Genomic DNA, 23,548 nt, shown 5'->3' with positions numbered 1-23,548 from the left:
TGCCTAGTCATGTACCTGTGAAAACCCAAAAGTGACGGATTATTGGCATGGCGACGACCGACGCACCGAAAGACCCCGCCGATAAAGGCAAACTCAAGCTGATTATTCTGGTGGTCGTGGCGCTGTTGCTGGCCATCGGCCTGTCGGTGGGGGCCACCTGGTTTTTCATGAGCGGCGAGAAAAGCGCCGCGCCGCCTGTGGTGGACGCCAACATCAAGCGCCCGGCCATCTACGAGCCGCTGCCACCCGCTTTTGTGGTCAACCTCAATGACAACGGCCGCCAGCGCTATCTGCAAGTGAGCATCACCTTGCAGGCGCGGGAGCAAAATGACCTCAATGCGCTCAAGGTGCATATGCCGGTGATCCGCAACAACCTGGTCATGCTGTTCTCCGGACAGACCTTTGACAGCCTCGCCACTCCGGTGGGGCAGGAAATGTTGCGTCAGAAAGCCACTGCCAGCGTGCAGGAAGTGGCGCAAAAAGAACTCGGCAAAGTGGTTATTGATCAGGCCCTCTTTACTAACTTTGTATTGCAGTAGGACACGACATGGCCGTGCAAGACCTGCTGTCCCAGGATGAGATTGACGCGCTGTTGCATGGTGTCGATGACGGTCTGGTACAGGCCGAGGCGGCTGCCGAACCCGGCAGCGTCAAAAGTTACGACCTGACCAGTCAGGACCGGATTGTCCGGGGTCGCATGCCGACCCTGGAAATGATCAACGAGCGTTTCGCCCGCTATACCCGCATCAGCATGTTCAACATGCTGCGCCGCTCGGCAGACGTGGCGGTGGGCGGTGTGCAGGTGATGAAGTTCGGTGAATACGTGCACTCGCTGTACGTGCCCACCAGCCTCAACCTGGTCAAGATCAAGCCGTTGCGCGGCACCGCGCTGTTCATCCTCGACGCCAAGCTGGTGTTCAAGCTGGTGGACAACTTTTTTGGTGGCGACGGCCGTCACGCCAAAATCGAAGGCCGCGAATTCACCCCCACCGAATTGCGCGTCGTGCGCATGGTGCTGGAGCAGGCTTTCGTCGACTTGAAAGAAGCATGGCAGGCGATCATGGAAGTCAATTTCGAGTACATCAACTCGGAAGTGAACCCGGCCATGGCCAACATCGTCGGCCCCAGCGAAGCGATTGTGGTGTCGACCTTCCACATCGAACTCGATGGCGGTGGCGGCGACCTGCACGTGACCATGCCGTACTCGATGATCGAACCGGTGCGCGAAATGCTCGATGCGGGCTTTCAGTCAGACCTCGACGACCAGGACGAACGCTGGAGCAAAGCCCTGCGCGAAGACGTGCTGGACGTCAGCGTACCGCTGAGCGCCACCGTGGCCCGCCGCCAACTGCGCCTGCGCGACATTTTGCACATGGCGCCGGGGGACGTGATCCCGATCGAATTGCAGGACGAACTGGTGATGCGCGCCAATGGCGTGCCCACGTTCAAGGTCAAACTGGGTTCGCACAAAGGCAATCTGGCCTTGCAAGTGCTTGAACCCATCGTTCGGCGTTAAACACCGAACTCCCCCAATTGCTCAGTGAGGACACCTGATGGCTAACGAAAACGATACAAGCGCCGCCGACCAGGCGCTGGCCGATGAATGGGCCGCCGCGCTGGAAGAAACCGGCGATGTTGGCCAGGCCGATATCGACGCGCTGCTGGCCGCTGACGCCGCGCAAAAACCGGCGTCCAACCGCTTGCCCATGGAAGAGTTCGGCAGCGTGCCGCGCAACAACGACCCGGTGTCGCTGGACGGTCCCAACCTGGATGTGATTCTGGATATTCCAGTGTCGATTTCCATGGAAGTGGGCAGCACCGACATCAACATTCGTAACCTGCTGCAACTCAACCAGGGCTCGGTCATCGAACTCGATCGCCTGGCCGGTGAGCCGCTGGACGTGCTGGTCAACGGCACGCTGATTGCCCATGGCGAAGTGGTGGTGGTCAACGAAAAGTTTGGCATCCGCCTGACCGACGTGATCAGCCCAAGCGAACGCATCAAGAAGTTGCGCTAAGTGAAGCGGTTTCTCGGCGGTTTACTGGCGCTACCCTTGAGCGCCCTGGCAGCAGAGCCGGTGGCCAGCACCGCGAGCGCCGTTGCGCCCGTGGCCGCCAGCAGCCTGGGCGGCCAGTTGACGCAACTGGTGCTGGGTTTGTTGCTGGTGCTGGGGCTGATCTTTGTCCTGGCCTGGGTGCTGCGCCGGGTTCAGCAAGGGGGCGCACGCCAGGGGCAAGTCATCGAACTGATCAGCTCGCGGGCCCTGGGCACCCGTGACCGGTTGGTGCTGGTGCAAGTGGGCAACGAGCAAATCCTGCTCGGCCTGACGCCGGGCCGCATCACCCCGCTGCATGTGCTCAAAGAGCCGGTTGCAGCGCCGGACACCACGCAACCGGCCACGCCTGAATTTGCCAAGCGGCTGATGGAAATCCTCGGCCAGCAAAAGGACAAGCCGTAATGCGTTTAGCTGTCGCACTGTTGTTGGCCTTGCTCGCGCCGGTCGCCTTGGCGGCCGACCCGTTGTCGATCCCGGCGATCACCCTGGGCACCGGCGCCAACGGGCAGCAGGAGTATTCGGTCAGCCTGCAAATCTTGCTGATCATGACCGCCCTGAGTTTTATCCCGGCGTTCGTGATGCTGATGACCAGCTTTACGCGGATCATCATCGTGTTTTCGATTCTGCGTCAGGCGTTGGGGCTGCAACAAACCCCGTCCAACCAGATCCTCACCGGCATGGCGCTGTTTTTGACCCTGTTCATCATGGCGCCGGTGTTCGACAAGGTGAACCGTGACGCCCTGCAGCCGTACCTGGCGGAAAAACTCACGGCCCAGGACGCGATCCTCAAGGCAGAAGGCCCGATCAAAGACTTTATGCTGGCGCAGACCCGCACCAGCGACCTTGAGCTGTTTATGCGCTTGTCCAAACGCACCGACATCCCGACGCCCGACGCGGCGCCGCTGACCATTCTGGTCCCGGCCTTCGTCACTTCCGAGCTTAAAACCGCGTTCCAGATCGGCTTTATGATCTTCATTCCGTTCCTGATCATCGACCTGGTAGTGGCCAGTGTGCTGATGGCCATGGGCATGATGATGCTCTCGCCGTTGATCATTTCGTTGCCGTTCAAAATCATGCTGTTCGTGCTGGTGGACGGTTGGGCGCTGATTATCGGCACCCTGGCCAGCAGTTTCGGCGGAGTCTGAGCCCATGACCCCAGAAGTCGCAGTCGACCTGTTTCGCAATGCGTTGTGGCTGACCACGATGATGGTCGCGGTGCTGGTGATCCCCAGCTTGCTGGTGGGTTTGCTGGTGGCGATGTTCCAGGCGGCGACGCAAATCAACGAACAAACCTTGAGCTTCTTGCCGCGTTTGCTGGTGATGCTGGTCACCCTGATCGTGGCCGGGCCATGGTTGGTGCAAACCTTTATGGAATACATCCTGCAGTTGTACGGCAGTATTCCGCAGTTGATCGGCTAAATGTCGCTACTGGCCCTGACGGACGCGCAGATCAGTACCTGGGTCGCCAGCTTTATGCTGCCGCTGTTTCGGGTGGGCGCGGTGCTGGCCACCATGCCGATCATCGGTACCACGCTGGTGCCCAAGCGCATCAAGCTGTTTCTGGCCCTGGCGATCACCCTGGCGATCATGCCCAGCTTGCCGCCGCTGCCCACCGTCAACCCGCTGGACCTCAGTGGCCTGATGCTGATCGCCGAGCAAATTATTATCGGTGCCTTGCTCGGCTTCTCGTTGCAGCTGTTTTTCCAGGCGTTTGTGGTGGCCGGGCAAATCGTCGCGGTGCAGATGGGCATGGGCTTCGCCTCCATGGTCGACCCGGCCAACGGGGTCAACGTGGCCGTGATCGGGCAGTTTTTCACCATGCTGGTGAGCCTGCTGTTTTTGTCCATGAACGGTCACTTGGTGGTGTTTGAAGTGCTCACCGAGAGCTTCACCACTTTGCCGGTTGGCGGCGGGCTGATGACTAATCATTACTGGGAAATCGCCAACAAACTGGGCTGGGTCCTGGGCGCGGCCCTGTTGCTGGTGCTGCCGGCGATCACTGCCTTGTTGGTGGTCAACATCGCGTTTGGCGTCATGACCCGTGCGGCCCCGCAACTCAACATCTTCGCCATCGGTTTTCCGCTGACCCTGGTGCTGGGAATGGTCATTCTGTGGATCAGCATGGCCGACATTCTCAACCAGTATCAGCCGCTGGCCTCCGAGGCTTTGCAGTTTTTACGTGAACTGGCACAGGCGAAATAGCCATGGCAGAGAGCGAGAGCGGCGCCGATAAAACAGAAGACCCCACGGAGAAACGAAAAAAAGACTCCAGGGAAAAGGGCGAAATCGCGCGCTCTAAAGAACTCAATACCTTGGCGATCATGCTCGCGGGCTCGGCCGGGCTGCTGATTTTTGGCGGGGCGCTGGCCGAAGACCTGATGGAAGTGATGCGTTACAACTTCAGCATCAGCCGCGAGACCTTGTACAACACCGACTCCATGGCCGCCTTTTTGCTGCACTCGGGCAAAATCGCCCTGATTGCCTTGCAGCCGGTGCTGATCACCTTATTGATCGCCGCCATCGTCGGCCCCATCGCTCTCGGTGGCTGGCTATTTGCTGCGGGCAGCCTGGCCCCCAAATTCAGCCGCATGAACCCGCTGGCGGGGCTTAAGCGCATGTTCTCGGCCAAGGCGCTGGTGGAACTGCTCAAGGCGCTGGCCAAGTTTTTCATCATCCTGATCGTCGCCTTGCTGGTGTTGAAATCCGACATCGACGACCTGCTGCGCATCGCCCATGAGCCCCTGGAGCTGGCGGTGATCCACAGCCTGCAAGTGGTGGGCTGGAGTGCGTTGTGGATGGCCTGCGGGTTGATCTTGATTGCCGCCGTCGACGTACCAGTGCAGTTGTGGGAAAGCCATAAGAAACTGCTGATGACCAAGCAGGAAGTGCGCGACGAACACAAGGACCAAGAAGGGCGACCCGAAGTTAAACAGCGTATTCGCCAGGTGCAGCGCGAAATGTCCCAGCGCCGCATGATGAGCGCCATCCCCGATGCCGACGTGATCATCACCAACCCGACGCACTACGCCGTGGCCCTCAAATACGACCCCGAAAAGGGCGGGGCGCCGATGTTGCTGGCCAAGGGCAGCGACTTTTTGGCGCTGAAAATTCGAGAAATCGGCGCCAAGCACAACATCCTGCTGCTGGAGTCCCCGGCGCTGGCGCGCTCGATCTACCACTCCACCGAACTTGAGCAGGAGATCCCGGCGGGCCTCTACCTGGCCGTGGCGCAGGTGCTGGCGTACGTCTACCAGATCCGCCAGCACCAGGCGGGCAAGGGCAAGCGGCCTGACCCGCTGAAAGACCTGCCGATTCCGCCGGATTTACGCCGCGATGACTAAATGTGAAGCCAAGAGCTGACAAGCGGTGAAAATTTGAAGACGGACTGTCACTCCTGACAGTAGAGGCTTTGCGCAAACCTGCTTAACTTGAGACGTCGAGTGCTTTTTGATTCGTGTGCAGGCAATGGAGATGCGCGATGTCGATCGAGTTAACCCTTATTCCCAATGGCTCTATCAAAACCTGTGTGTTGAGCGATACCCGAGAAAAAGCCAAGGTTAATCTTGAGGGGTTGTTCCCGAAGTTTCCTGCGCTGGACGGCACATTTGCGATTTTCTGGCTGGATCAATTGCAAGACCGCCACATCGTGGGCTTCAGCACGGAAGGCACTAATTTGCTGGCCGTCATTTCCTTGCCCACGGTGCCCCACAGCAGCGGGCGAGAGCAGTACTACAGCGCGATCGTTGAGCGCTGCTACAAAGAGCGTGATTCGATACTGACGTTTATGCGCAAGTCATTGAGCTTTGAAGGCATCAACGGGCGCTGTGTGCGCAGTTTTATCCTGTACAAACTTATCCGCCAGTTGCAGCTGGACAGCGTGCCGGTGTGGGAAGAACACCCGCATGTACGGGATGGGCGTTGTGGCGCCATTTTGATTGGTGGTTGCGGCACTGACCGCTATGAGCCCAACCGCAAGATAGACGTCGTGTTCGGTTCAAACAGCAGCGCGTGCCTGGTGATTGACCTGGGCGAATGGCGCTGGAACTGAGCCTCACTTTTTTGCCTCGCCAGAGGCAGATCAAAAGATCGCGAGGCAAGCTCGCTCCTACAGATTTTTGTGTTTGCCTGCCGATTTATCGGCAGCTTCGTACAGCGTTGGCGCTTGCCGCTGTTATACCCCGACGCTTATAGTCCGCGCTCGCCCTCATGGCGACCAGGTTTGGCGACTTGGAATGAAAAGATGAATAACGTTAGTGCGTCTAACCATTGGACTTAACTTATGACGAATTCACCTTTCATCCCGCTGACCGCTATTGACTGCACCATTCCCGCCTTATTGATCGACCGCAACGCGCCACTGGATGTGTTGCACGCCAACGCGGCTGCCCGTGTGTTGGCGGTCACCCAACTGATGGAAACCTTTGCCAGCCGCGAATTGGCCGAGGCCGACGCCATTGATCTCAAACACCTGGCCAGCACCGCAGTGTTATTGCTGCGCGATGGCTGCGACGTACTCGACGTGCTGGGCTGGCGATTAAGGCCGGTGTAAGGCTTTATTTCGGCGCTGTACTTTCAGATCGCCACAGCCTTGAGCATCCCCCAATCAGTTCCCTCTCCCTCCGGGAGTGTATGGACCGGGGACATAGCGAACACAATGTTCGGAGACATCGCGAACACTTTTAATAGGACACATTGACCCCTTAGGAGGTGTGATGTGTCCTGGAAAGAGGTGTCCGCAGTGGATCTTCGTCTCGAATTCGTCGCCTTGGCTTTGGCTGAGGGCGCTAACATCAAAGCATTGTGCGAGCACTTCAATATCGGCCGCACCACTGCTTATAAATGGCTCAAGCGTTTCCAATGTGAGGGTAAAGACGGGCTGATAAATCGGTCCCGTCGACCCCACAGTTCGCCTAATCGAACTGCTCACGAGTCTGAGAAGCAGATACTGGCGCTTAATATCGAGCACACCGGCTGGGGGGCGCGCAAGATCAAGGGATGCCTTGAGCGGCGCGGCAACAACATGCCTGCAGCCAGTACGGTTCATGCCATTCTCAAGCGTAATGAGCGCATCGACCCTCATGCAGGTCTAGTCAAACCATTCATCAGATTTGAACACGAGCAGCCCAATGATCTGTGGCAAATGGACTTTAAAGGCCATGTGCCCATGCGTACGGGTCGCTGCCATCCATTGACACTTCTGGATGACCACTCGCGTTTCTTTTTAACTATCGCCGCCTGTGGCAACGAGCAGCGCAGTACCGTACAGGCCCATTTGATCAATGCGTTTCGCCATTACGGGCTACCTGAGCGCATGACGATGGACAACGGGGCGCCGTGGGGCGACGAGCCTGATGCGTATACAGGGCTGGAAATCTGGATCATGCGTCAGGGCGTAAGGGTGAGCCACTCACGCCCCTACCACCCTCAAACGCAGGGCAAGCTGGAAAGACAGCATCGCAGCATGATCAGGGAGGTTTTTAAGGGCTTGTGTCTGATTGACCTGCCCAGCGCGCAGTTCACGCTGGATGAATGGCGCAAGATCTACAACTACGAGCGCCCGCACGGTGGCATAGGCATGCAGGTACCAGCGTCTCGCTATACGCCCAGCGCACGGGAGTATCAGGAGGTGCTACCTGCCATCGAGTACGGTGCTGAGCTTCATGTGCGAAAGGTGCAGGCTAAAGGTGAGATCTACTGGCAGGGTCAGCCCTGGAGGCTCGGTAAAGGCTTTAAAGGCGAGCGTGTAGGTGTACAAGAGGGTATTGAAGATGGGCAATACGATGTCTTCTGGGGAAGCCATCGTATTGCGCAAATTGACAGAGTGACCGGGGTTGTAATATCAGGGAAAAAGCTTCGTTAACTGTTCGCTATGTCTCCGAACAAAGTGTTCGCTATGTCCCCGGTCCATACAGGGAGAGGGCTAGGGTGAGGGGCTTTTGATTGTGACGTGGCCTTTTGCCAAAGTTGGAAGGCTTCTTGCAGTGGCAGGCTTGCAGACGCATCTGGCGTCAAAAGTTTGCTAAAGGTTTAGGCATGTCATTGGATCGCTCTCAGTTAATCAACACCGCACGCAACGGTCTGGCCGGTTTGGGTCACGGGCAGTTGGGCGTGCCGCTGTTGCTGCTGGTGATGCTGGCAATGATGATGTTGCCCATCCCGGCGTTTCTGCTGGATGTGTTTTTTACCTTCAACATCGCGCTGTCGATTGTGGTCTTGCTGGTGTGCGTGTACGCGCTGCGCCCGCTGGATTTTGCTGTGTTCCCCACCATTTTGCTGGTCGCGACGCTCATGCGCCTGGCGCTGAACGTGGCGTCGACCCGGGTGGTGATGCTCCATGGCCAGGAAGGCCACGCTGCTGCCGGTAAGGTGATCCAGGCCTTCGGTGAGGTGGTAATCGGCGGCAACTATGTGGTCGGTATGGTGGTGTTCGCGATTTTGATGATTATCAACTTCGTGGTGGTGACCAAGGGTGCCGGGCGGATCTCCGAAGTGAGCGCGCGCTTTACCCTCGACGCCATGCCAGGCAAACAAATGGCGATTGACGCCGACCTCAACGCCGGGCTGATCGACCAGAACCAGGCCAAGCTGCGCCGTCAAGAAGTCGCCCAGGAGGCCGAGTTCTACGGCTCCATGGACGGTGCCAGCAAGTTTGTGCGCGGTGACGCCATCGCCGGTCTGTTGATCCTGTTTATCAACTTGATCGGCGGCATGGCCGTGGGCATCTTCCAGCACAGCATGAGTTTTAGCGAAGCGGGCAAGGTCTACGCCTTGCTGACCATCGGTGACGGCCTGGTGGCGCAATTGCCGTCGCTGCTGTTGTCGACCGCCGCCGCGATCATGGTGACCCGTGCTTCGGGCTCCGAAGACATGGGCAAGCAAATCAATCGCCAGATGTTCGCCTCGCCCAAGGCGCTGGCGGTGTCTGCCGGTTTGATGGCGGTGATGGGGATCGTGCCGGGCATGCCTCACGTGTCCTTCCTCAGCCTGGCTGCTGTGGCCGGTGGCGCTGCCTACTGGATGTGGAAAAAACAAAACGTGGCCAAGGTTCAGGCCCTGCAAGAAGTGCAGCGCCAGCAAGAGCTGCTGCCTTCGCCCGCTCGCGCCCAAGAGACCAAAGAGCTGGGCTGGGATGACGTCACGCCCATCGACATGATCGGCCTGGAAGTGGGCTATCGCCTGATCCCGCTGGTAGACCGCAACCAGGGCGGGCAATTGCTGGCGCGGATCAAGGGTGTACGTAAAAAGCTGTCCCAGGACCTGGGCTTTTTGATGCCCACCGTGCACATTCGCGACAACCTCGACCTGGCGCCGAGCGCTTATCGCCTGACACTCATGGGCGTGATTCTGGCCGAGGCCGAGATTTACCCGGACCGCGAACTGGCGATCAACCCCGGCCAGGTGTTTGGCACCCTCAACGGGATCACCGCCAAAGACCCGGCCTTTGGTCTGGAAGCCGTGTGGATCGAGGTCAGCCAGCGTAGCCAGGCTCAATCGCTGGGCTATACCGTGGTCGATGCCAGTACGGTGGTGGCGACGCACCTTAACCAGATTCTGTACAAGCATTCCCATGAGCTGATTGGCCATGAGGAAGTGCAGCAACTGATGCAATTGCTGGCCAAGTCGTCGCCTAAATTGGCTGAAGAGTTGGTGCCGGGCGTGTTGAGCCTGTCGCAGTTGCTCAAAGTGTTGCAGGCGCTGCTGGCCGAGCAGGTGCCGGTGCGCGATATACGCAGCATTGCCGAAGCCGTCGCTAACAATGCCCACAAGAGTCAAGATACTGCCGCTTTGGTTGCCGCCGTGCGCGTCGGCTTGTCCCGCGCCATCGTGCAAAGCATTGTCGGCGTTGAGTCTGAGCTGCCTGTGATCACCTTGGAACCAAGGTTGGAACAAATATTGCTCAATAGTTTGCAGAAGGCCGGACAAGGCCAGGAAGACGGTGTGTTGCTGGAGCCAAGCATGGCAGAAAAACTCCAGCGCTCACTCATCGACGCAGCGCAGCGTCAGGAGATGCAAGGCAACCCGGTGATCTTGCTGGTGGCAGGCCCGGTACGCGCGATGCTTTCGCGGTTTGGCCGTTTGGCGGTGCCCAACCTGCATGTGCTGGCGTACCAGGAAATCCCTGACAACAAGCAAGTGACCATCGTTGCGACAGTGGGCCCTAACGGCTGAGGGTTTGATCTATGCAAGTGAAGCGATTTTTCGCCGCCGACATGCGTCAGGCCATGAAACTCATTCGTGATGAATTGGGCGCGGATGCCGCCATTATTGGCAATCGCCGGATCGCCGGCGGTGTTGAGTTGACCGCAGCGCTGGACTACAAGCTGTCCGCGCTGGCACCTCGGGTGCCGAACGTTGAGCTGGAAGAAGAACTGCGCAAGACCCAGTCCAAGATTGTCTCGGCCCAGGCCGAGTTGAGCTTGCGCGCAGAAGGCGACACGGATGCCAGCCGCCAGTTGTTTGCCGGCTTGCCGCTGACCGCTGCCGAGCCGTTGATTGAGCCGCGCTTTGACGAACCGTCGCGGCCACAGCCTGCGCCTGCACCGGCGCCATCGATTGACCAGCGGGTGTTTGACGACATGCGCAATGAGCTGAACGGCCTGCGCGAGTTGCTCGAAGTGCAGCTGGGCTCGCTGGCCTGGAACCAGTTGCAAGGCTCAAGGCCTGAGCAAGCCAATTTGTGGCGGCGTTTGCAGCGCATCGGTTTGTCCGGTCCGTTGTCCCACAGTTTGTTGACCCAGGTGACCGAGATTGAAGAGCCGCGTCAGGCCTGGCGCATGTTGTTGGCGCACCTGGCCCGGATGATTACCACCCCTGAACTGGAGCCGCTGGAAGAGGGCGGTGTGATCGCGATGGTCGGTCCTGCAGGCATGGGTAAAACCACAACGCTGGCCAAGCTGGCGGCACGTTATGTGCTCAAGTACGGCGCGCAAAATATTGCATTGGTGAGCATGGACAGCTTTCGTATCGGCGCCCAGGAGCAGCTTAAAACCCTGGGGCGCATTCTCAATGTGCCGGTGACCCACGTGGCCCCCGGCCAGTCATTGGGCCAAACCCTCGAGCCGCTGGCGCGCAAGCGCGTGGTGCTGGTCGACACCGCCGGGCTGCAAGCCAGTGACCCGGCGTTGCGCCTGCAACTGGACAGCCTCGCCGGGCGCGGGATCAAGGCGCGCAATTATCTGGTCCTCGCCACCACCAGCCAGAAGCAGGTGCTGTCGGCCGCGTACCTGAGCTACAAGCGCTGCGGGCTGGCCGGTTGCATTCTGACCAAGCTGGATGAAACCGCCAGCCTTGGCGAAGTACTGAGTTTGGCGATCAGCAATGACCTGCCCGTGGCGTACCTCACGGACGGTCCGCGGATCCCGGACGATCTGCACTTGCCGCGCCGCCACCAATTGGTGAGCCGGGCGGTGAGTGTGCAAATGCAGGAAGAACCCAGCGAAGAAGCCATGGCCGATATGTTCGCTGACATTTACCACAGCCCGCCCAAACGGGTTGGCTAGGGTAAAGATGAAAACGTTGCAATGTACCTACATTGAAGGTCTGCACAGTGTTGTTCCTGGGGGAACACGCAGCACTCTCTGTAGCCGCGTCTAAGTAAGACAAGGTAAAAAAAGATCATGGGCAGCATGCATCCCGTACAGGTGATCGCAGTGACCGGCGGCAAGGGTGGCGTCGGTAAAACTAACGTGTCAGTCAATTTGTCCATCGCGCTGGCCGAACTGGGCAGGCGCGTCATGTTGATGGACGCCGACCTCGGGTTGGCGAATGTTGATGTCCTGTTGGGGCTGACACCGAAATTTACCCTGGCCGATGTGGTCGAGGGTCGCTGCGAGCTGCGTGATGTATTGCTCCTGGGCCCCGGCGGGATTCGTATCGTGCCCGCCGCGTCTGGCGCCCAGAGCATGGTGCAGTTGAGCCCTGCGCAACACGCCGGTCTGATCCAGGCGTTCAGCGACCTGAGCGACAACCTCGATGTGCTGGTGATTGATACCGCCGCCGGGATCGGTGAGTCGGTGGTCAGTTTTGTCCGTGCCGCCCAAGAGGTTTTGCTGGTGGTGTGTGACGAGCCGACCTCTATCACCGACGCCTACGCGTTGATCAAACTGCTTAACCGCGACTACGGCATGAACCGTTTTCGGGTGTTGGCGAACATGGTCCAGAGCCCGCAAGAAGGGCGCAACCTGTTCGCCAAGCTGACCAAAGTGACCGACCGTTTTCTTGACGTTGCCCTGCAATATGTGGGCGCCGTGCCGTACGACGAGTGCGTGCGCAAGGCCGTGCAAAAGCAGCGCGCCGTGTACGAAGCATTCCCGCGTTCCAAGTGCTCCCTGGCGTTCAAGGCTATCGCGCAAAAGGTCGATACCTGGCCGTTGCCGGCTAACCCCCGTGGCCACCTGGAGTTCTTTGTCGAACGTTTGGTACAGCAAGCAGGTGGAGGACGAGTCTGATGACTGCCAGCGGCTATCGCATGTACAGCAAGCCGTCACGTGACAGCCAATATGAGCTGATCGAGCGCTATGCGCCGTTGGTCAAACGCATCGCTTATCACCTGTTGGCGCGTTTGCCTGCCAGCGTGCAAGTGGACGACCTGATTCAGGCCGGGATGATCGGCCTGCTCGAGGTCTCGAGCAAGTACGACGCCACCAAGGGCGCGAGTTTTGAGACCTACGCCGGCATTCGCATTCGCGGTGCCATGCTCGATGAAGTGCGCAAGGGTGACTGGGCGCCACGCTCGGTGCACCGCAATACGCGCATGGTCAGTGACGCAATTCGCGTTATTGAAGCAAAAACCGGCTGTGACGCTAAAGATCACGAGGTTGCGGCCGAACTCCAGTTAAGCCTTGATGATTATTACGCCATCTTGAACGACACCCTGGGCAGTCGTCTGTTCAGCTTCGACGACCTGTTGCAGGACGGCGAGCACGAGGGGCTGCATGAAGATGGCGCCAGCGCACACCTTGAGCCGTCGCGAGACCTTGAAGACGAGCGCTTTCAGGCCGCGTTGGCCGAGGCCATCAGCTTGTTGCCCGAACGTGAGCGGCTGGTGTTGGCGCTGTACTACGACGAAGAGCTCAACCTCAAGGAAATCGGTGAGGTGCTGGGGGTCAGCGAGTCGCGTGTCAGCCAGTTGCACAGCCAGTGTGCCGCCCGTTTGCGCGCACGCCTGGGGCAGTGGCGAGCGCATTAAGGCGTACGCAAATCCTGTAGTCGCTGCCGCAGGCTGCGATAAGGGCCGAAGGACCTTCGCTTCTACGAGGCAGGGTCGCTGCGCAACCCATCGCAGCCTGCGGCAGCGACTACGGGGTTATCGATTGTTAATGCACCGAATTGATTGAATGGCGCGGTCCGGTTGTGATCGCGTTTAAGACTGCTGGAGGTCGACTTGAACAAAGACATGAAAATCCTCATCGTTGATGACTTTTCAACGATGAGGCGGATCATTAAAAACCTGTTGCGTGACCTGGGGTTCACCAACACGGTCGAGGCCGACGACGGCACCACGGCGATTCCAATCCTCAATCTGGGGCATATCGACTTTCTGGTCACCGACTGGAACATGCCGGGCATGACCGGTATCGACTTGCTGCGCCATGTGCGTGCCGACGAAAAACTCAAGCACTTGCCGGTCTTGATGGTCACCGCCGAAGCCAAGCGCGAGCAGATCATCGAGGCTGCCCAAGCCGGTGTAAACGGTTATGTGGTCAAGCCATTCACCGCCATCGCCCTCAAGGACAAGATCGAAAAGATCTTTGAACGCATCGGTTGAACGGTTCCCCGGGGGGCACTATGGAGCGGCAGGAATCAACAGTGGGCGAGTTTGAATCGACCCTGAAAAAACATGCTCAAGAGCTGGTTGAAAGCCTTGAAAAAGGCCAGTTCGGCGACGCAGTACAGCTGATTCATGAACTGAACCAGACCCGCGATCGTGGCCTTTATCGTGAAGTCGGCAAGCTGACGCGTGAATTGCACAGCGCGATTGTCGATTTTCACATTGATCCGACCATGCCGCGCGCCGAAGAAGTGTCGCAGATCACGGATGCGACCGAGCGCTTGGCTTATGTTGTGAAGCTGACGGAAGCCGCCGCTAACCGGACCATGGATCTGGTCGAGAACTGCACGCCGCTGGTCAATGGCCTTGGCCAGGAAGCCAAGGCTTTGAGCGCGGACTGGGGGCGTTTTATGCGCCGCGAAGTCGGTGCGCAAGAGTTCCGCGAGCTGGCACGTCGGGTAGACAGTTTTTTGACGCGCAGCGAAGCCGAGCAGCAGATCGTCTCCAGTAACCTGACTGACATTCTGCTGGCCCAGGATTACCAGGACCTCACCGGTCAGGTGATCAAGCGGGTCACGCAGTTGGTTACCGACGTCGAGCAGAACTTGCTCAAGTTGGTGCTCATGGCCAGCCAGGTCGATCGCTTTGCCGGGATCGAACATGACCACGAAGCGCTGCGTGCTGAAAATAATTCGCAAAAAAACCTGACGAAGGGTGAAGGTCCGCAGATTCATGCCGATAAGCGTAGTGACGTCGTATCCGGCCAGGATGATGTAGACGATTTGCTGTCCAGTTTAGGTTTCTAGGTCTTGAGTAGGCGTGCGGGCGCTGTTGTCCGGCGCTGAAAGGTCCTCCTTCAAGGAGCACACACATGAGCTTCGGCGCCGATGAAGAAATCCTTCAGGATTTTTTGGTTGAGGCCGGCGAAATTTTAGAGTTGCTGTCCGAACAACTGGTCGAGCTGGAAAGCCGACCGGATGATGCAGACTTGCTCAATGCTATTTTTCGCGGTTTTCACACTGTAAAAGGAGGCGCCGGCTTCCTGCAGCTCAATGAGTTGGTGGAGTGCTGCCACATCGCCGAGAACGTGTTCGACATCCTGCGCAAGGGTGAGCGCAGCGTCGACGCGGAATTGATGGACGTGGTGCTTGAAGCTCTGGACGCCGTCAACGGGATGTTTGCCCAAGTGCGCGAGCGCAGCCCGATCACCGCCGCCAGCCCTGAGTTGCTGGCCGCGCTGGCGCGTTTGGCCGAGCCTGCTGCTGCCCCGGCAGCGGTCGAAGCGGCTGCTGTGGTGGTCGAGGCCGTGTCTAACGACAGCACCGGCGACATTACCGATAACGAATTTGAACAACTGCTCGACTCGCTGAATGCGGTCAAGGCTGATGCGGCGCTTGGCGAACAGGCCTCTGACGACGCGACCCTGAGCGACGAAATCAGCGACGCCGAGTTCGAGTCCTTGCTCGATCAGTTGCACGGCAAAGGCAAGTTCTCTGCGAACGCCGTGGCCACGCCCGCAGCCGCTACAGCTGCGGCAACGTCTGCTGCGGCCAGCAATGAAATCACTGACGATGAATTCGAAGCGCTGCTGGACCAGTTGCACGGCAAGGGCTCGTTCAGCGCAGACGCCCTTGAGGCTGTCGCTACTGCCCCTGCTGACGTTGCGGCTGAACCCGTTGCGGACACGCCGGCAGCCCACATCACCGATCAAGAATTTGAAGCCCTGCTCGACGAGCTACATGGCAAAGGCCAGTTTTCGGCCGAAAGCCCAGCGGTCGCCGCTACCGTCAGTGCGGTTGCAGCGCCAGTCGCCAGCAAGGTCCAAGCCAAGCCCGAAGCCAAGCCTGCCGCCCCACGCCCGGCACCTGCCAAGGCAGCACCGGCACCGCAGGAAAAACCGGTGGCCAGCGAAGCCGAAACCACGGTGCGGGTAGACACTGCGCGGCTCGACGAGATCATGAACATGGTCGGCGAGCTGGTGCTGGTGCGTAACCGCCTGGTGCGCCTGGGCCTGAACATTCATGACGAGGCCATGGCCAAGGCGCTGTCCAACCTCGACGTGGTTACCGCGGATCTGCAAACCTCGGTCATGAAGACCCGCATGCAGCCGATCAAGAAAGTCTTCGGCCGCTTCCCGCGTCTGGTTCGCGATTTGGCCCGCCAGCTGAAAAAAGAAATCAGCCTGGAACTGGTGGGTGAAGACACCGACCTCGACAAAAATCTCGTGGAGGCGCTGGCCGACCCGTTGGTGCACTTGGTGCGCAACGCGGTTGACCACGGCTGTGAAACCCCCGAAGAGCGTGAAGCGGCGGGCAAGTCGCGGTGCGGGCGGGTGGTGCTGTCGGCCGAACAGGAAGGCGACCATATCTTGCTGTCGATCTCTGACGACGGCAAAGGCATGGACGCCAATGTGCTGCGCGCCATTGCCGTCAAAAAAGGCCTGATGGACAAAGACGCCGCCGATCGTCTGAGCGAAAACGACTGCTACAACCTGATCTTTGCCCCGGGCTTTTCGACCAAGACCGAGATTTCTGACGTGTCGGGCCGTGGCGTGGGCATGGACGTGGTGAAAACCAAGATCGCCCAGCTCAATGGCTCGCTGGCCATTGAGTCGACCTTGGGCAAGGGCTCAAAAATCGTCATCAAGGTGCCGCTGACCCTGGCGATCATGCCGACCCTGATGGTCATGCTGGGCAATCAGGCGTTTGCCTTCCCGCTGGTCAACGTCAACGAAATTTTCCACCTGGACCTGTCACGCACCAACGTGGTCGACGGCCAGGAAGTGGTGATCGTGCGCGATAAAGCGTTGCCGCTGTTCTACCTCAAGCGCTGGCTGGTGGCCTCGGCCGCCCATGAAGAGCAACGCGAAGGGCATGTGGTGATTATCTCGATTGGCACCCAGCGCATCGGCTTTGTTGTCGATCAACTGGTCGGCCAGGAAGAAGTGGTGATCAAACCGTTGGGCAAAATGCTTCAGGGCACGCCGGGCATGTCGGGCGCCACCATTACCGGTGACGGTCGCATTGCCTTGATCCTGGATGTGCCGAGCATGCTCAAGCACTACGCCTCGCGGCGTATTTGATTCTCGTAGCAGGGGGCGCCAGCGTGCCCTGCCGCCTAACGGAGTGTTTATGGTAGTCAAGGTCCTGGTGGTGGACGATTCTGGGTTTTTCCGCCGTCGTGTGTCGGAAATTCTGTCGGCTGACCCGACGATTAAAGTGATCGGCACCGCCACCAATGGCAAGGAAGCAATTGATCAGGCGTTGGCGCTCAAGCCCGACGTGATCACCATGGACTACGAAATGCCGATGATGGACGGCATCACGGCGGTGCGCCACATCATGCAACGCTGCCCGACGCCGGTCTTGATGTTCTCGTCGCTGACCCATGAAGGCGCGCGCGTGACTCTCGATGCGCTGGACGCCGGGGCCGTGGACTTCCTGCCGAAGAATTTCGAAGACATCTCGCGCAACCCCGACAAGGTCAAACAGCTGCTGTGTGAAAAGGTCCATACCATTTCGCGCAGTAACCGGCGCCTGTCCAGTTACAGCGCGCCGCCGCCCGTTGTCGCACCGGCACCTGTGAGCCGTGCGCCGCTAGGTGGGGCGCCCACGCCTGCACCCGCACCGACCCGCACCACACCGATTGCCAGCCGTGCGGCGCCAGCCCCGGCCGCGCATTCGCCTGCACCCAAGCGCAAGCCTTACAAGCTGGTGGCCATTGGCACGTCGACGGGTGGCCCGGTGGCGTTGCAGCGGGTTTTGACCCAGTTGCCGGGCAATTTCCCGGCGCCCATTGTGCTGGTGCAGCACATGCCAGCGGCGTTCACCAAAGCCTTTGCCGAGCGTTTGGACAAACTGTGCCGCATCAGCGTCAAGGAAGCCGAAGACGGCGATATCTTGCGTCCCGGGCTGGCCTTGCTGGCACCGGGTGGCAAACAAATGATGATCGACGGGCGTGGCACGGTACGGATTCTGCCGGGCGATGAGCGCCTGAACTACAAGCCCAGTGTCGACATCACCTTTGGCTCGGCGGCCAAGACCTACGGTGACAAAGTTTTGGCGGTGGTCTTGACCGGCATGGGCGCGGACGGCCGTGAAGGCGCACGCTTGCTCAAGCAGGGCGGTAGCCAGGTGTGGGCGCAAGACGAAGCCAGCTGTGTGATTTACGGCATGCCTATGGCCATCGTTAAGGCCAACCTCGCTGACGCGGTGTACAGCCTTGATGACATGGGCCGCCACTTGGTTGAGGCGTGTCACTGATGGACGTGCTCAGCCTGATCGGCATCATCATGGCCTTTGTCGCGATTATCGGCGGCAATTACCTCGAAGGCGGGCACTTGGGCGCGCTGGCCAATGGCCCGGCGGCACTCATCGTTTTGGGCGGCACCATTGGCGCCGCACTGTTGCAGTCGCCCATGAGCGCCTTCAAGCGGGCGATCCAGACCGTGGGCTGGATTTTCTTCCCGCCGCAGATCGACATGGCGGGCGGCATCAACCGCGTCGTCAACTGGAGCCTCACGGCGCGCAAGGAAGGCTTGCTGGGCCTTGAAGGCATGGCCGACTCCGAGCCCGACAGCTACTCGCGCAAGGGCCTGCAACTGCTGGTGGACGGGGTAGAACCCGAAGCCATTCGCAGTGTGCTGGAGGTCGACTACATGACCCAGGAAACCCGCGACATTGAGGCCGCCAAAGTGTTTGAGTGCATGGGCGGTTATGCCCCGACCATCGGCATCATTGGTGCGGTGATGGGCTTGATCCATGTGATGGGCAACCTGGCCGACCCGACGCAGTTGGGCAGCGGCATTGCCGTGGCGTTTGTGGCGACCATTTACGGGGTGGCCAGCGCCAACCTGGTGTTGCTGCCCATTGCCAGCAAGCTCAAGGCCATTGCGTTGCGCCAGTCGCTGTACCGCGAGATGTTGCTCGAAGGCATCCTGTCGATTGCCGAGGGCGAGAACCCGCGGGCCATTGAACTCAAACTCCAAGGGTTTACGGGGTAACGATGAGCCGACGCCGCCGCGCTGCTGAAGAGCACGTCAATCATGAACGCTGGCTGGTGTCCTACGCAGACTTCATCACCTTGCTGTTTGCCTTTTTTGTGGTGATGTACTCGATCTCGTCGATTAACGAAGGCAAGTACAAAGTGATCTCGCAGGCGCTGGTGGGCGTGTTCAATGACACCGAGCGCAGCGTCAAGCCGATCCCGGTGGGCGAAGAGCGCCCACTGACCACCAAACCGGCCGAGCCGCTGATCAAAGACAGCGAAAACACTGACGCGGGGTTGGGCCAGGCCCAGGACGATCCGCTGAAAACCATCGCCAATGACATCACCCAGGCCTTTGGGGACTTGATTGCCTCGCACCAACTCACCGTGCGTGGCAACGAACTGTGGGTCGAGATCGAACTCAACTCCAGCCTGCTGTTTGGCAGTGGCGATGCGATGCCCAATGACCTGGCGTTCAGCATCATCGACAAGGTGGCGGCGATCCTCAAACCTTTCGATAACCCGATTCACGTCGAAGGCTTTACCGATAACCTGCCGATACGCACCGCGCAATATCCCACCAACTGGGAACTGTCGTCAGCGCGCTCGGCGAGCATTGTGCGCATGCTGGCTATGCAAGGCGTAGACCCGGGGCGCATGGCGTCGGTGGGCTATGCCGAGTTTCAGCCGGTGGCCAATAACGCAACGCCTGAAGGGCGTGCGCTCAACCGTCGCGTGGTGCTCGTGGTGTCACGTAACCTGGAAGTGCGTCGCAGTTTGACCAGCAGCGGCGCCGCCAACGTCACGCCAGATGCCGCCTTGAAGCGTGCTGGCACACAAACTGCACCGCCACGATCAACGCCGCTGGTTCGAGGGAATGCCGTCAATTCCCCGTCACCGTCCCTATAAGTGCATGGCAATTCTCGGTCGGCACGCGTGCAACCGGGAGGAATAACTGAATGAGAGTCTGGACTGTAGCTAATCAAAAAGGTGGGGTCGGCAAGACCACCACCTCCATCGCCCTGGCGGGTTTGCTGGCTGAGGCGGGCAAGCGCGTGGTCGTGGTCGACCTCGACCCGCATGGCTCCATGACCAGTTATTTCGGTTATGACCCGGACGCCCTTGAGCACAGCAATTACGACCTGTTCTTGCACAAGGGGCAGGTGCCCGACGGCCTGACCGCGCAGTTGCTGTTGCCCACCAGCAACGAGCAGATTGCCTTGTTGCCGGCTAGCACCGCGCTGGCCACGCTTGAACGCCAATCGCCGGGCCAGAGTGGCCTGGGCCTGGTGATCGCCCGTGCCCTGGCGCAATTGTGGCAGGACTACGACTACGCGATCATCGACAGCCCGCCCTTGCTCGGCGTGCTGATGGTCAATGCATTGGCGGCCAGCCAGCAGTTGATCATCCCGGTGCAAACCGAGCACTTGGCCCTGATGGGCCTGGAGCGCATGGTCAACACCCTGGCGATGATCAATCGCTCGCGCAAACAGGCGTTGCCGTTCTGCATCGTGCCGACCCTGTTTGACCGCCGCACCCAGGCCTCTATGAGCACTTTGCGGGTACTGCGTGACTCACACCCCGAAACACTGTGGCAGGGCTTTATCCCGGTCGACACGCGTTTGCGTGACGCCAGCCGGGCAGGGCTCACGCCCTCGCAGTTCGACGGCAAAAGCCGGGGTGCGATTGCGTATCGCGCGTTGCTCAAACACATGTTGACCCAGCAACTCACACCGCAGCCGGTGTGAGCTGGGCGTGCATTCAAGTATCTGCATGGCGTGGCCGATAACCCTTAGAGGCCATGGTCGCGCCAAGGTTGAGTGAGGCACCTGATGAAGCAACCGGTCGCGCTGTCTACAAGCCCGCAAGTGGCCTTGCAGGCTTACCTGGACAACTTGCTGTTTGATGCAACCGAAGAGGCACTGCAAGCGCCGGAGCCTGTACTGACGGCCGAGCCCGAGGCGCTGGACGAATTCGCCGCTGCGGTGCTGGAAGAGCAAGTCCGTGATGCCCGCCTGACGCCCCCGGAGCCTGTGCAGGAACTGGCGGTGCCGGTGCCGCTGTCAGAGGTGTTGCCGAATGCCGACTTACTGGCGCCGCCGCTGCTCGACGTGCAACGGCCGAACGCAACCGACACCCGCTTGCCGGTACAGGACGATGGTCGCCCGGCGTGGGCCAGCGAGGCGTTTGAATGCCTGCTGTTTGATGTCGCAGGGCTGACCCTGGCGGTGCCGCTGGTGTGCCTGGGGTCGATTTACGCGTTGCACAATCGCGAGTTGACCCCGCTGTTTGGTCAGCCTGACTGGTTCTTGGGGATTCTGCCGAGCCAGAGCGGCAAGCTCAACGTGCTCGACACGGCGCGCTGGGTGATGCCGGAGCGTTACCGCGACGATTTTCGTGAAGGGCTGCAATACGTTATTTCGGTTCAGGGCTATGAATGGGGGCTGGCGGTGCATCAGGTCAGCCGTTCATTGCGCCTGGACCCCAACCAGATCAAATGGCGTTCGCAGCGCGGGCAACGCCCGTGGTTGGCGGGCACCGTGATCGAACACATGTGCGCGTTGCTGGACGTGGCAGAACTTGCCGACTTGATCGCCAGCGGCGCGACCCGCCATCAGGCAGACACATAAACGACCGCGCTTGAGCGCGGTTAGACAATTAAGGTTTTTAGTCAGGGGTTTGGGGTATGCAGAACACAGCCGCAAAAGGTTCCGAGGATCCGATTCTGCAATGGGTCACTTTCAAGCTGGACAACGAGACCTACGGCATCAACGTCATGCAGGTGCAGGAAGTGCTGCGCTATACCGAAATTGCCCCGGTGCCGGGTGCGCCAGCCTACGTGCTGGGCATCATCAACCTGCGCGGCAATGTGGTGACCGTCATCGACACCCGCCAGCGTTTTGGTTTGTACAACGCTGACATCACCGACAACTCACGCATCGTCATCATCGAAGCCGACCGGCAAGTGGTGGGCATTCTGGTCGACAGCGTGGCGGAAGTGGTGTATCTGCGTCAGTCTGAAATCGAAACGGCGCCGAACGTGGGCAACGACGAGTCGGCCAAGTTCATTCAAGGCGTGTGCAACAAGAACGGCGAGTTGCTGATTCTGGTTGAGCTGGACAAAATGATGACCGAAGAAGAGTGGTCAGACTTGGAGAACATCTGATTGATACTTGAGGTGGCGGTAATCGTGCTGGCCCTGCTGTGGGCCGCGAGCCTGTGTGCGTTTGTGCTCTATGTGCGCAAACAGCGCGTGGCCGCCGTGCAGCAGGCCGAGGCCGACGCCCGCCGCGACCGCCGCCTCAAGGAACTCAGCCGCCGCCTGGACACCTACCAGAACGGCAATGTGCAAATGGGCGAAGAGCTGCACGAAATGCGCTCGGTGGTGGCCCCCTTGCCAGAAAAACTCACCCGCCTTGAGCAGCGCGACCCCACCAGCCTGTCCTTCGACCAGGCCGCGCGTCTGGTCGGCATGGGCGCCAGCGTCGACGAACTGACCCAGTCCTGCGGCCTGACCCAGGCCGAGGCCGAGTTGATGAGCAAGATGCACAAGGGTTGAAATTTGACTTCTCTTGCACTGCCGTGAATTGTTTTTTTAAAGTAAATATTTAAGCGTTTCGGATGTTATTTAGTGATTTGTGAATATAGATAAGTCGGTTTTTTTTGTTACTGGATATGTTTTTTTTGAGTGAGTTAACTGTATTTGCTTGATGCGTGGTTCTTTGTGCGCTGGGTATGTTTAATAATTCTTCGTGTTGGGCTTTGAAATAAATATGTGCTGCGTCAAATGCAGAGGTGTCGACTGCAGGGAGGTGGCCGGCAGGGCCGTCAATATATTGTGGAGCCATTTTTGCTGAGGGTGCTACTTTAAAGGCATAAGTTTGTCGAGCAAGCTCATAAGCGTTATTAATGTTAGCGGTAGATGAGGGTGTCTCATAGACCGAGACACGATCTATAAATTCACCCCGTTTTTCAGCTTCAACGGCGAGGGTATAATCAAATTCTTTAATATGTTGATATTGGCGGTTTAGCAGTGCTTTCCGTGTGCGTGTAAATACATTCCCCTGAGGTCTGACGATTGGTGTTTTTACGACTAAGGAAGCTATTTTCTTTATGGGAATATTGCCCGACGGGTCACTCCAGTTAATGGGGTCGTTTTTACAATAGGCATAAGCATTTATGCCTCCGCCCTCAAAGGGGCTCATGGGGTCAGGGATATTGAATCTCATCAGTACGGGATTGAATGCGCGAGTGCCATTGCCCAATAAATAATGTCCGGTCAACGACTCGCAACGCTCGCCATTAAAACCTAATAGACTGACGAACCCGCTGTGATCGGACTGATATCCGTAAAGGGTATAAGTAAGGGTATTAAACTGCGTTTCTGTTATTGCTTGAATCACCGAACCTTGTGGGTCATTGGCTAATAGAATGTTTTCCCGTTGAGGTCCTTGCTGGCGAAACTGTGCCAAGCTATTTTTGTCGTATTGGAACAGCGAATAACTGGCCGGTCCTTGAATGTCTGTCACAAGTTTATTGGCGCAATAAAAGCGTTGTCCGCTGGCTTGCGTGTCTGACAAACAACTCATCAATCGATCCAGCGGATCATAACGATACATAGCGGCCATGTCTGGAACTCCTGTCAGGTCAGTTCAAGTTCGCAGAATCGGTTGTATGAATGGCGTTGTCTACTAGCAGAACTGACAGGTAAGTCATGGTCACTGCCTGTGACGGG

Annotated in this window: 26 protein-coding genes; 25 read left to right on the top strand and 1 reads right to left on the bottom strand. The window is 58.8% G+C overall.

The annotated features are described in order from the left end of the window. Nucleotides 1-47: 47 nt before the first annotated feature. From fliL to ACJJU9_RS16030, 25 genes are all read left to right on the top strand, one after another. On the top strand, nt 48-539 hold the full coding sequence (fliL, locus tag ACJJU9_RS16150; protein ID WP_407728983.1) for a flagellar basal body-associated protein FliL: 492 nt from the start codon (nt 48-50) through the stop codon (nt 537-539). 8 nt (nt 540-547) lie between these two features. Then, a complete protein-coding gene (fliM, locus tag ACJJU9_RS16145) occupies nt 548-1,516 on the top strand; it encodes a flagellar motor switch protein FliM (RefSeq protein ID WP_048371407.1) in 969 nt (322 codons plus the stop codon). A gap of 37 nt (nt 1,517-1,553) precedes the next feature. Further along, nucleotides 1,554-2,018 (top strand): flagellar motor switch protein FliN, encoded by a 465-nt coding sequence (fliN, locus tag ACJJU9_RS16140; RefSeq protein ID WP_048371405.1) that lies wholly within the window; start codon nt 1,554-1,556, stop codon nt 2,016-2,018. After that, on the top strand, nt 2,019-2,459 hold the full coding sequence (gene fliO, locus ACJJU9_RS16135; protein WP_407728982.1) for a flagellar biosynthetic protein FliO: 441 nt from the start codon (nt 2,019-2,021) through the stop codon (nt 2,457-2,459). Then, nucleotides 2,459-3,202: a flagellar type III secretion system pore protein FliP gene (gene fliP, locus ACJJU9_RS16130; RefSeq protein ID WP_048390404.1), complete on the top strand. Its 744-nt coding sequence runs from the start codon at nt 2,459-2,461 to the stop codon at nt 3,200-3,202. The genes fliO and fliP overlap by 1 nt, the downstream gene beginning before the upstream one ends. A gap of 4 nt (nt 3,203-3,206) precedes the next feature. Continuing rightward, nucleotides 3,207-3,476: a flagellar biosynthesis protein FliQ gene (gene fliQ / locus ACJJU9_RS16125; protein ID WP_016781562.1), complete on the top strand. Its 270-nt coding sequence runs from the start codon at nt 3,207-3,209 to the stop codon at nt 3,474-3,476. Further along, nucleotides 3,477-4,259, top strand: coding sequence for a flagellar biosynthetic protein FliR (gene fliR / locus ACJJU9_RS16120; protein ID WP_048371396.1), 783 nt, complete (start codon nt 3,477-3,479; stop codon nt 4,257-4,259). Between the two features lie 2 nt (nt 4,260-4,261). Then, nucleotides 4,262-5,398 carry a flagellar biosynthesis protein FlhB gene (gene flhB / locus ACJJU9_RS16115; protein WP_048371394.1) on the top strand — a complete coding sequence of 379 codons (1,137 nt, stop codon included), beginning with the start codon at nt 4,262-4,264 and terminating at the stop codon, nt 5,396-5,398. Nucleotides 5,399-5,535: 137 nt separating this feature from the next. Beyond that, nucleotides 5,536-6,105 (top strand): hypothetical protein, encoded by a 570-nt coding sequence (locus ACJJU9_RS16110; RefSeq protein ID WP_407728981.1) that lies wholly within the window; start codon nt 5,536-5,538, stop codon nt 6,103-6,105. 231 nt (nt 6,106-6,336) lie between these two features. Next, nucleotides 6,337-6,606, top strand: coding sequence for a short-chain dehydrogenase (locus ACJJU9_RS16105; protein ID WP_153333534.1), 270 nt, complete (start codon nt 6,337-6,339; stop codon nt 6,604-6,606). 165 nt (nt 6,607-6,771) lie between these two features. Beyond that, complete coding sequence (locus ACJJU9_RS16100; RefSeq protein ID WP_407728679.1) at nt 6,772-7,917, top strand: IS481 family transposase; 1,146 nt, start codon at nt 6,772-6,774, stop codon at nt 7,915-7,917. 179 nt (nt 7,918-8,096) lie between these two features. Continuing rightward, a complete protein-coding gene (gene flhA, locus ACJJU9_RS16095) occupies nt 8,097-10,226 on the top strand; it encodes a flagellar biosynthesis protein FlhA (protein ID WP_048371631.1) in 2,130 nt (709 codons plus the stop codon). A gap of 11 nt (nt 10,227-10,237) precedes the next feature. Beyond that, a complete protein-coding gene (gene flhF / locus ACJJU9_RS16090) occupies nt 10,238-11,557 on the top strand; it encodes a flagellar biosynthesis protein FlhF (protein WP_048371386.1) in 1,320 nt (439 codons plus the stop codon). Between the two features lie 117 nt (nt 11,558-11,674). Further along, entirely contained in the window at nt 11,675-12,505 is an 831-nt protein-coding gene (gene fleN / locus ACJJU9_RS16085) for a flagellar synthesis regulator FleN (RefSeq protein ID WP_048371384.1), read from the top strand. Beyond that, nucleotides 12,502-13,245: an RNA polymerase sigma factor FliA gene (gene fliA / locus ACJJU9_RS16080; RefSeq protein WP_227024854.1), complete on the top strand. Its 744-nt coding sequence runs from the start codon at nt 12,502-12,504 to the stop codon at nt 13,243-13,245. The genes fleN and fliA overlap by 4 nt, the downstream gene beginning before the upstream one ends. Nucleotides 13,246-13,452: 207 nt before the next feature. After that, a complete protein-coding gene (locus tag ACJJU9_RS16075; protein WP_162207692.1) occupies nt 13,453-13,824 on the top strand; it encodes a chemotaxis response regulator CheY in 372 nt (123 codons plus the stop codon). A 20-nt stretch (nt 13,825-13,844) separates the two neighbouring features. Further along, complete coding sequence (locus tag ACJJU9_RS16070; RefSeq protein WP_048371378.1) at nt 13,845-14,633, top strand: protein phosphatase CheZ; 789 nt, start codon at nt 13,845-13,847, stop codon at nt 14,631-14,633. 65 nt (nt 14,634-14,698) lie between these two features. Further along, nucleotides 14,699-16,909 (top strand): chemotaxis protein CheA, encoded by a 2,211-nt coding sequence (locus ACJJU9_RS16065; protein ID WP_407728980.1) that lies wholly within the window; start codon nt 14,699-14,701, stop codon nt 16,907-16,909. 49 nt (nt 16,910-16,958) lie between these two features. Next, on the top strand, nt 16,959-18,089 hold the full coding sequence (locus tag ACJJU9_RS16060; protein ID WP_048390388.1) for a chemotaxis response regulator protein-glutamate methylesterase: 1,131 nt from the start codon (nt 16,959-16,961) through the stop codon (nt 18,087-18,089). Beyond that, entirely contained in the window at nt 18,089-18,829 is a 741-nt protein-coding gene (locus ACJJU9_RS16055) for a flagellar motor protein (RefSeq protein WP_048390386.1), read from the top strand. Before ACJJU9_RS16060 ends, ACJJU9_RS16055 begins: the two co-directional genes overlap by 1 nt. 2 nt (nt 18,830-18,831) lie before the next feature. Continuing rightward, nucleotides 18,832-19,722: a flagellar motor protein MotD gene (gene motD / locus ACJJU9_RS16050; RefSeq protein ID WP_048371370.1), complete on the top strand. Its 891-nt coding sequence runs from the start codon at nt 18,832-18,834 to the stop codon at nt 19,720-19,722. A 50-nt stretch (nt 19,723-19,772) separates the two neighbouring features. Then, on the top strand, nt 19,773-20,561 hold the full coding sequence (locus ACJJU9_RS16045; protein WP_048371367.1) for a ParA family protein: 789 nt from the start codon (nt 19,773-19,775) through the stop codon (nt 20,559-20,561). An 84-nt stretch (nt 20,562-20,645) separates the two neighbouring features. Beyond that, nucleotides 20,646-21,443 (top strand): CheW domain-containing protein, encoded by a 798-nt coding sequence (locus tag ACJJU9_RS16040; RefSeq protein WP_407728979.1) that lies wholly within the window; start codon nt 20,646-20,648, stop codon nt 21,441-21,443. A gap of 56 nt (nt 21,444-21,499) precedes the next feature. Further along, a complete protein-coding gene (locus ACJJU9_RS16035; protein WP_123752211.1) occupies nt 21,500-21,979 on the top strand; it encodes a chemotaxis protein CheW in 480 nt (159 codons plus the stop codon). Beyond that, on the top strand, nt 21,980-22,372 hold the full coding sequence (locus ACJJU9_RS16030) for a DUF2802 domain-containing protein (protein ID WP_048371360.1): 393 nt from the start codon (nt 21,980-21,982) through the stop codon (nt 22,370-22,372). It begins immediately after the preceding gene. A 49-nt stretch (nt 22,373-22,421) separates the two neighbouring features. Here the strand turns inward: ACJJU9_RS16030 and ACJJU9_RS16025 are convergent, their stop codons facing one another. Continuing rightward, entirely contained in the window at nt 22,422-23,441 is a 1,020-nt protein-coding gene (locus ACJJU9_RS16025) for an RHS repeat-associated core domain-containing protein (protein WP_407728978.1), read from the bottom strand. Nucleotides 23,442-23,548: the final 107 nt, after the last annotated feature.

The sequence above is a fragment of the Pseudomonas helleri genome (genome assembly GCF_045830615.1).
Taxonomy (GTDB): Bacteria; Pseudomonadota; Gammaproteobacteria; order Pseudomonadales; family Pseudomonadaceae; genus Aquipseudomonas; species Aquipseudomonas helleri.
Note: the sequence above shows the minus strand (reverse complement) of the source record. Positions and strands in the feature narration are given on the sequence as shown.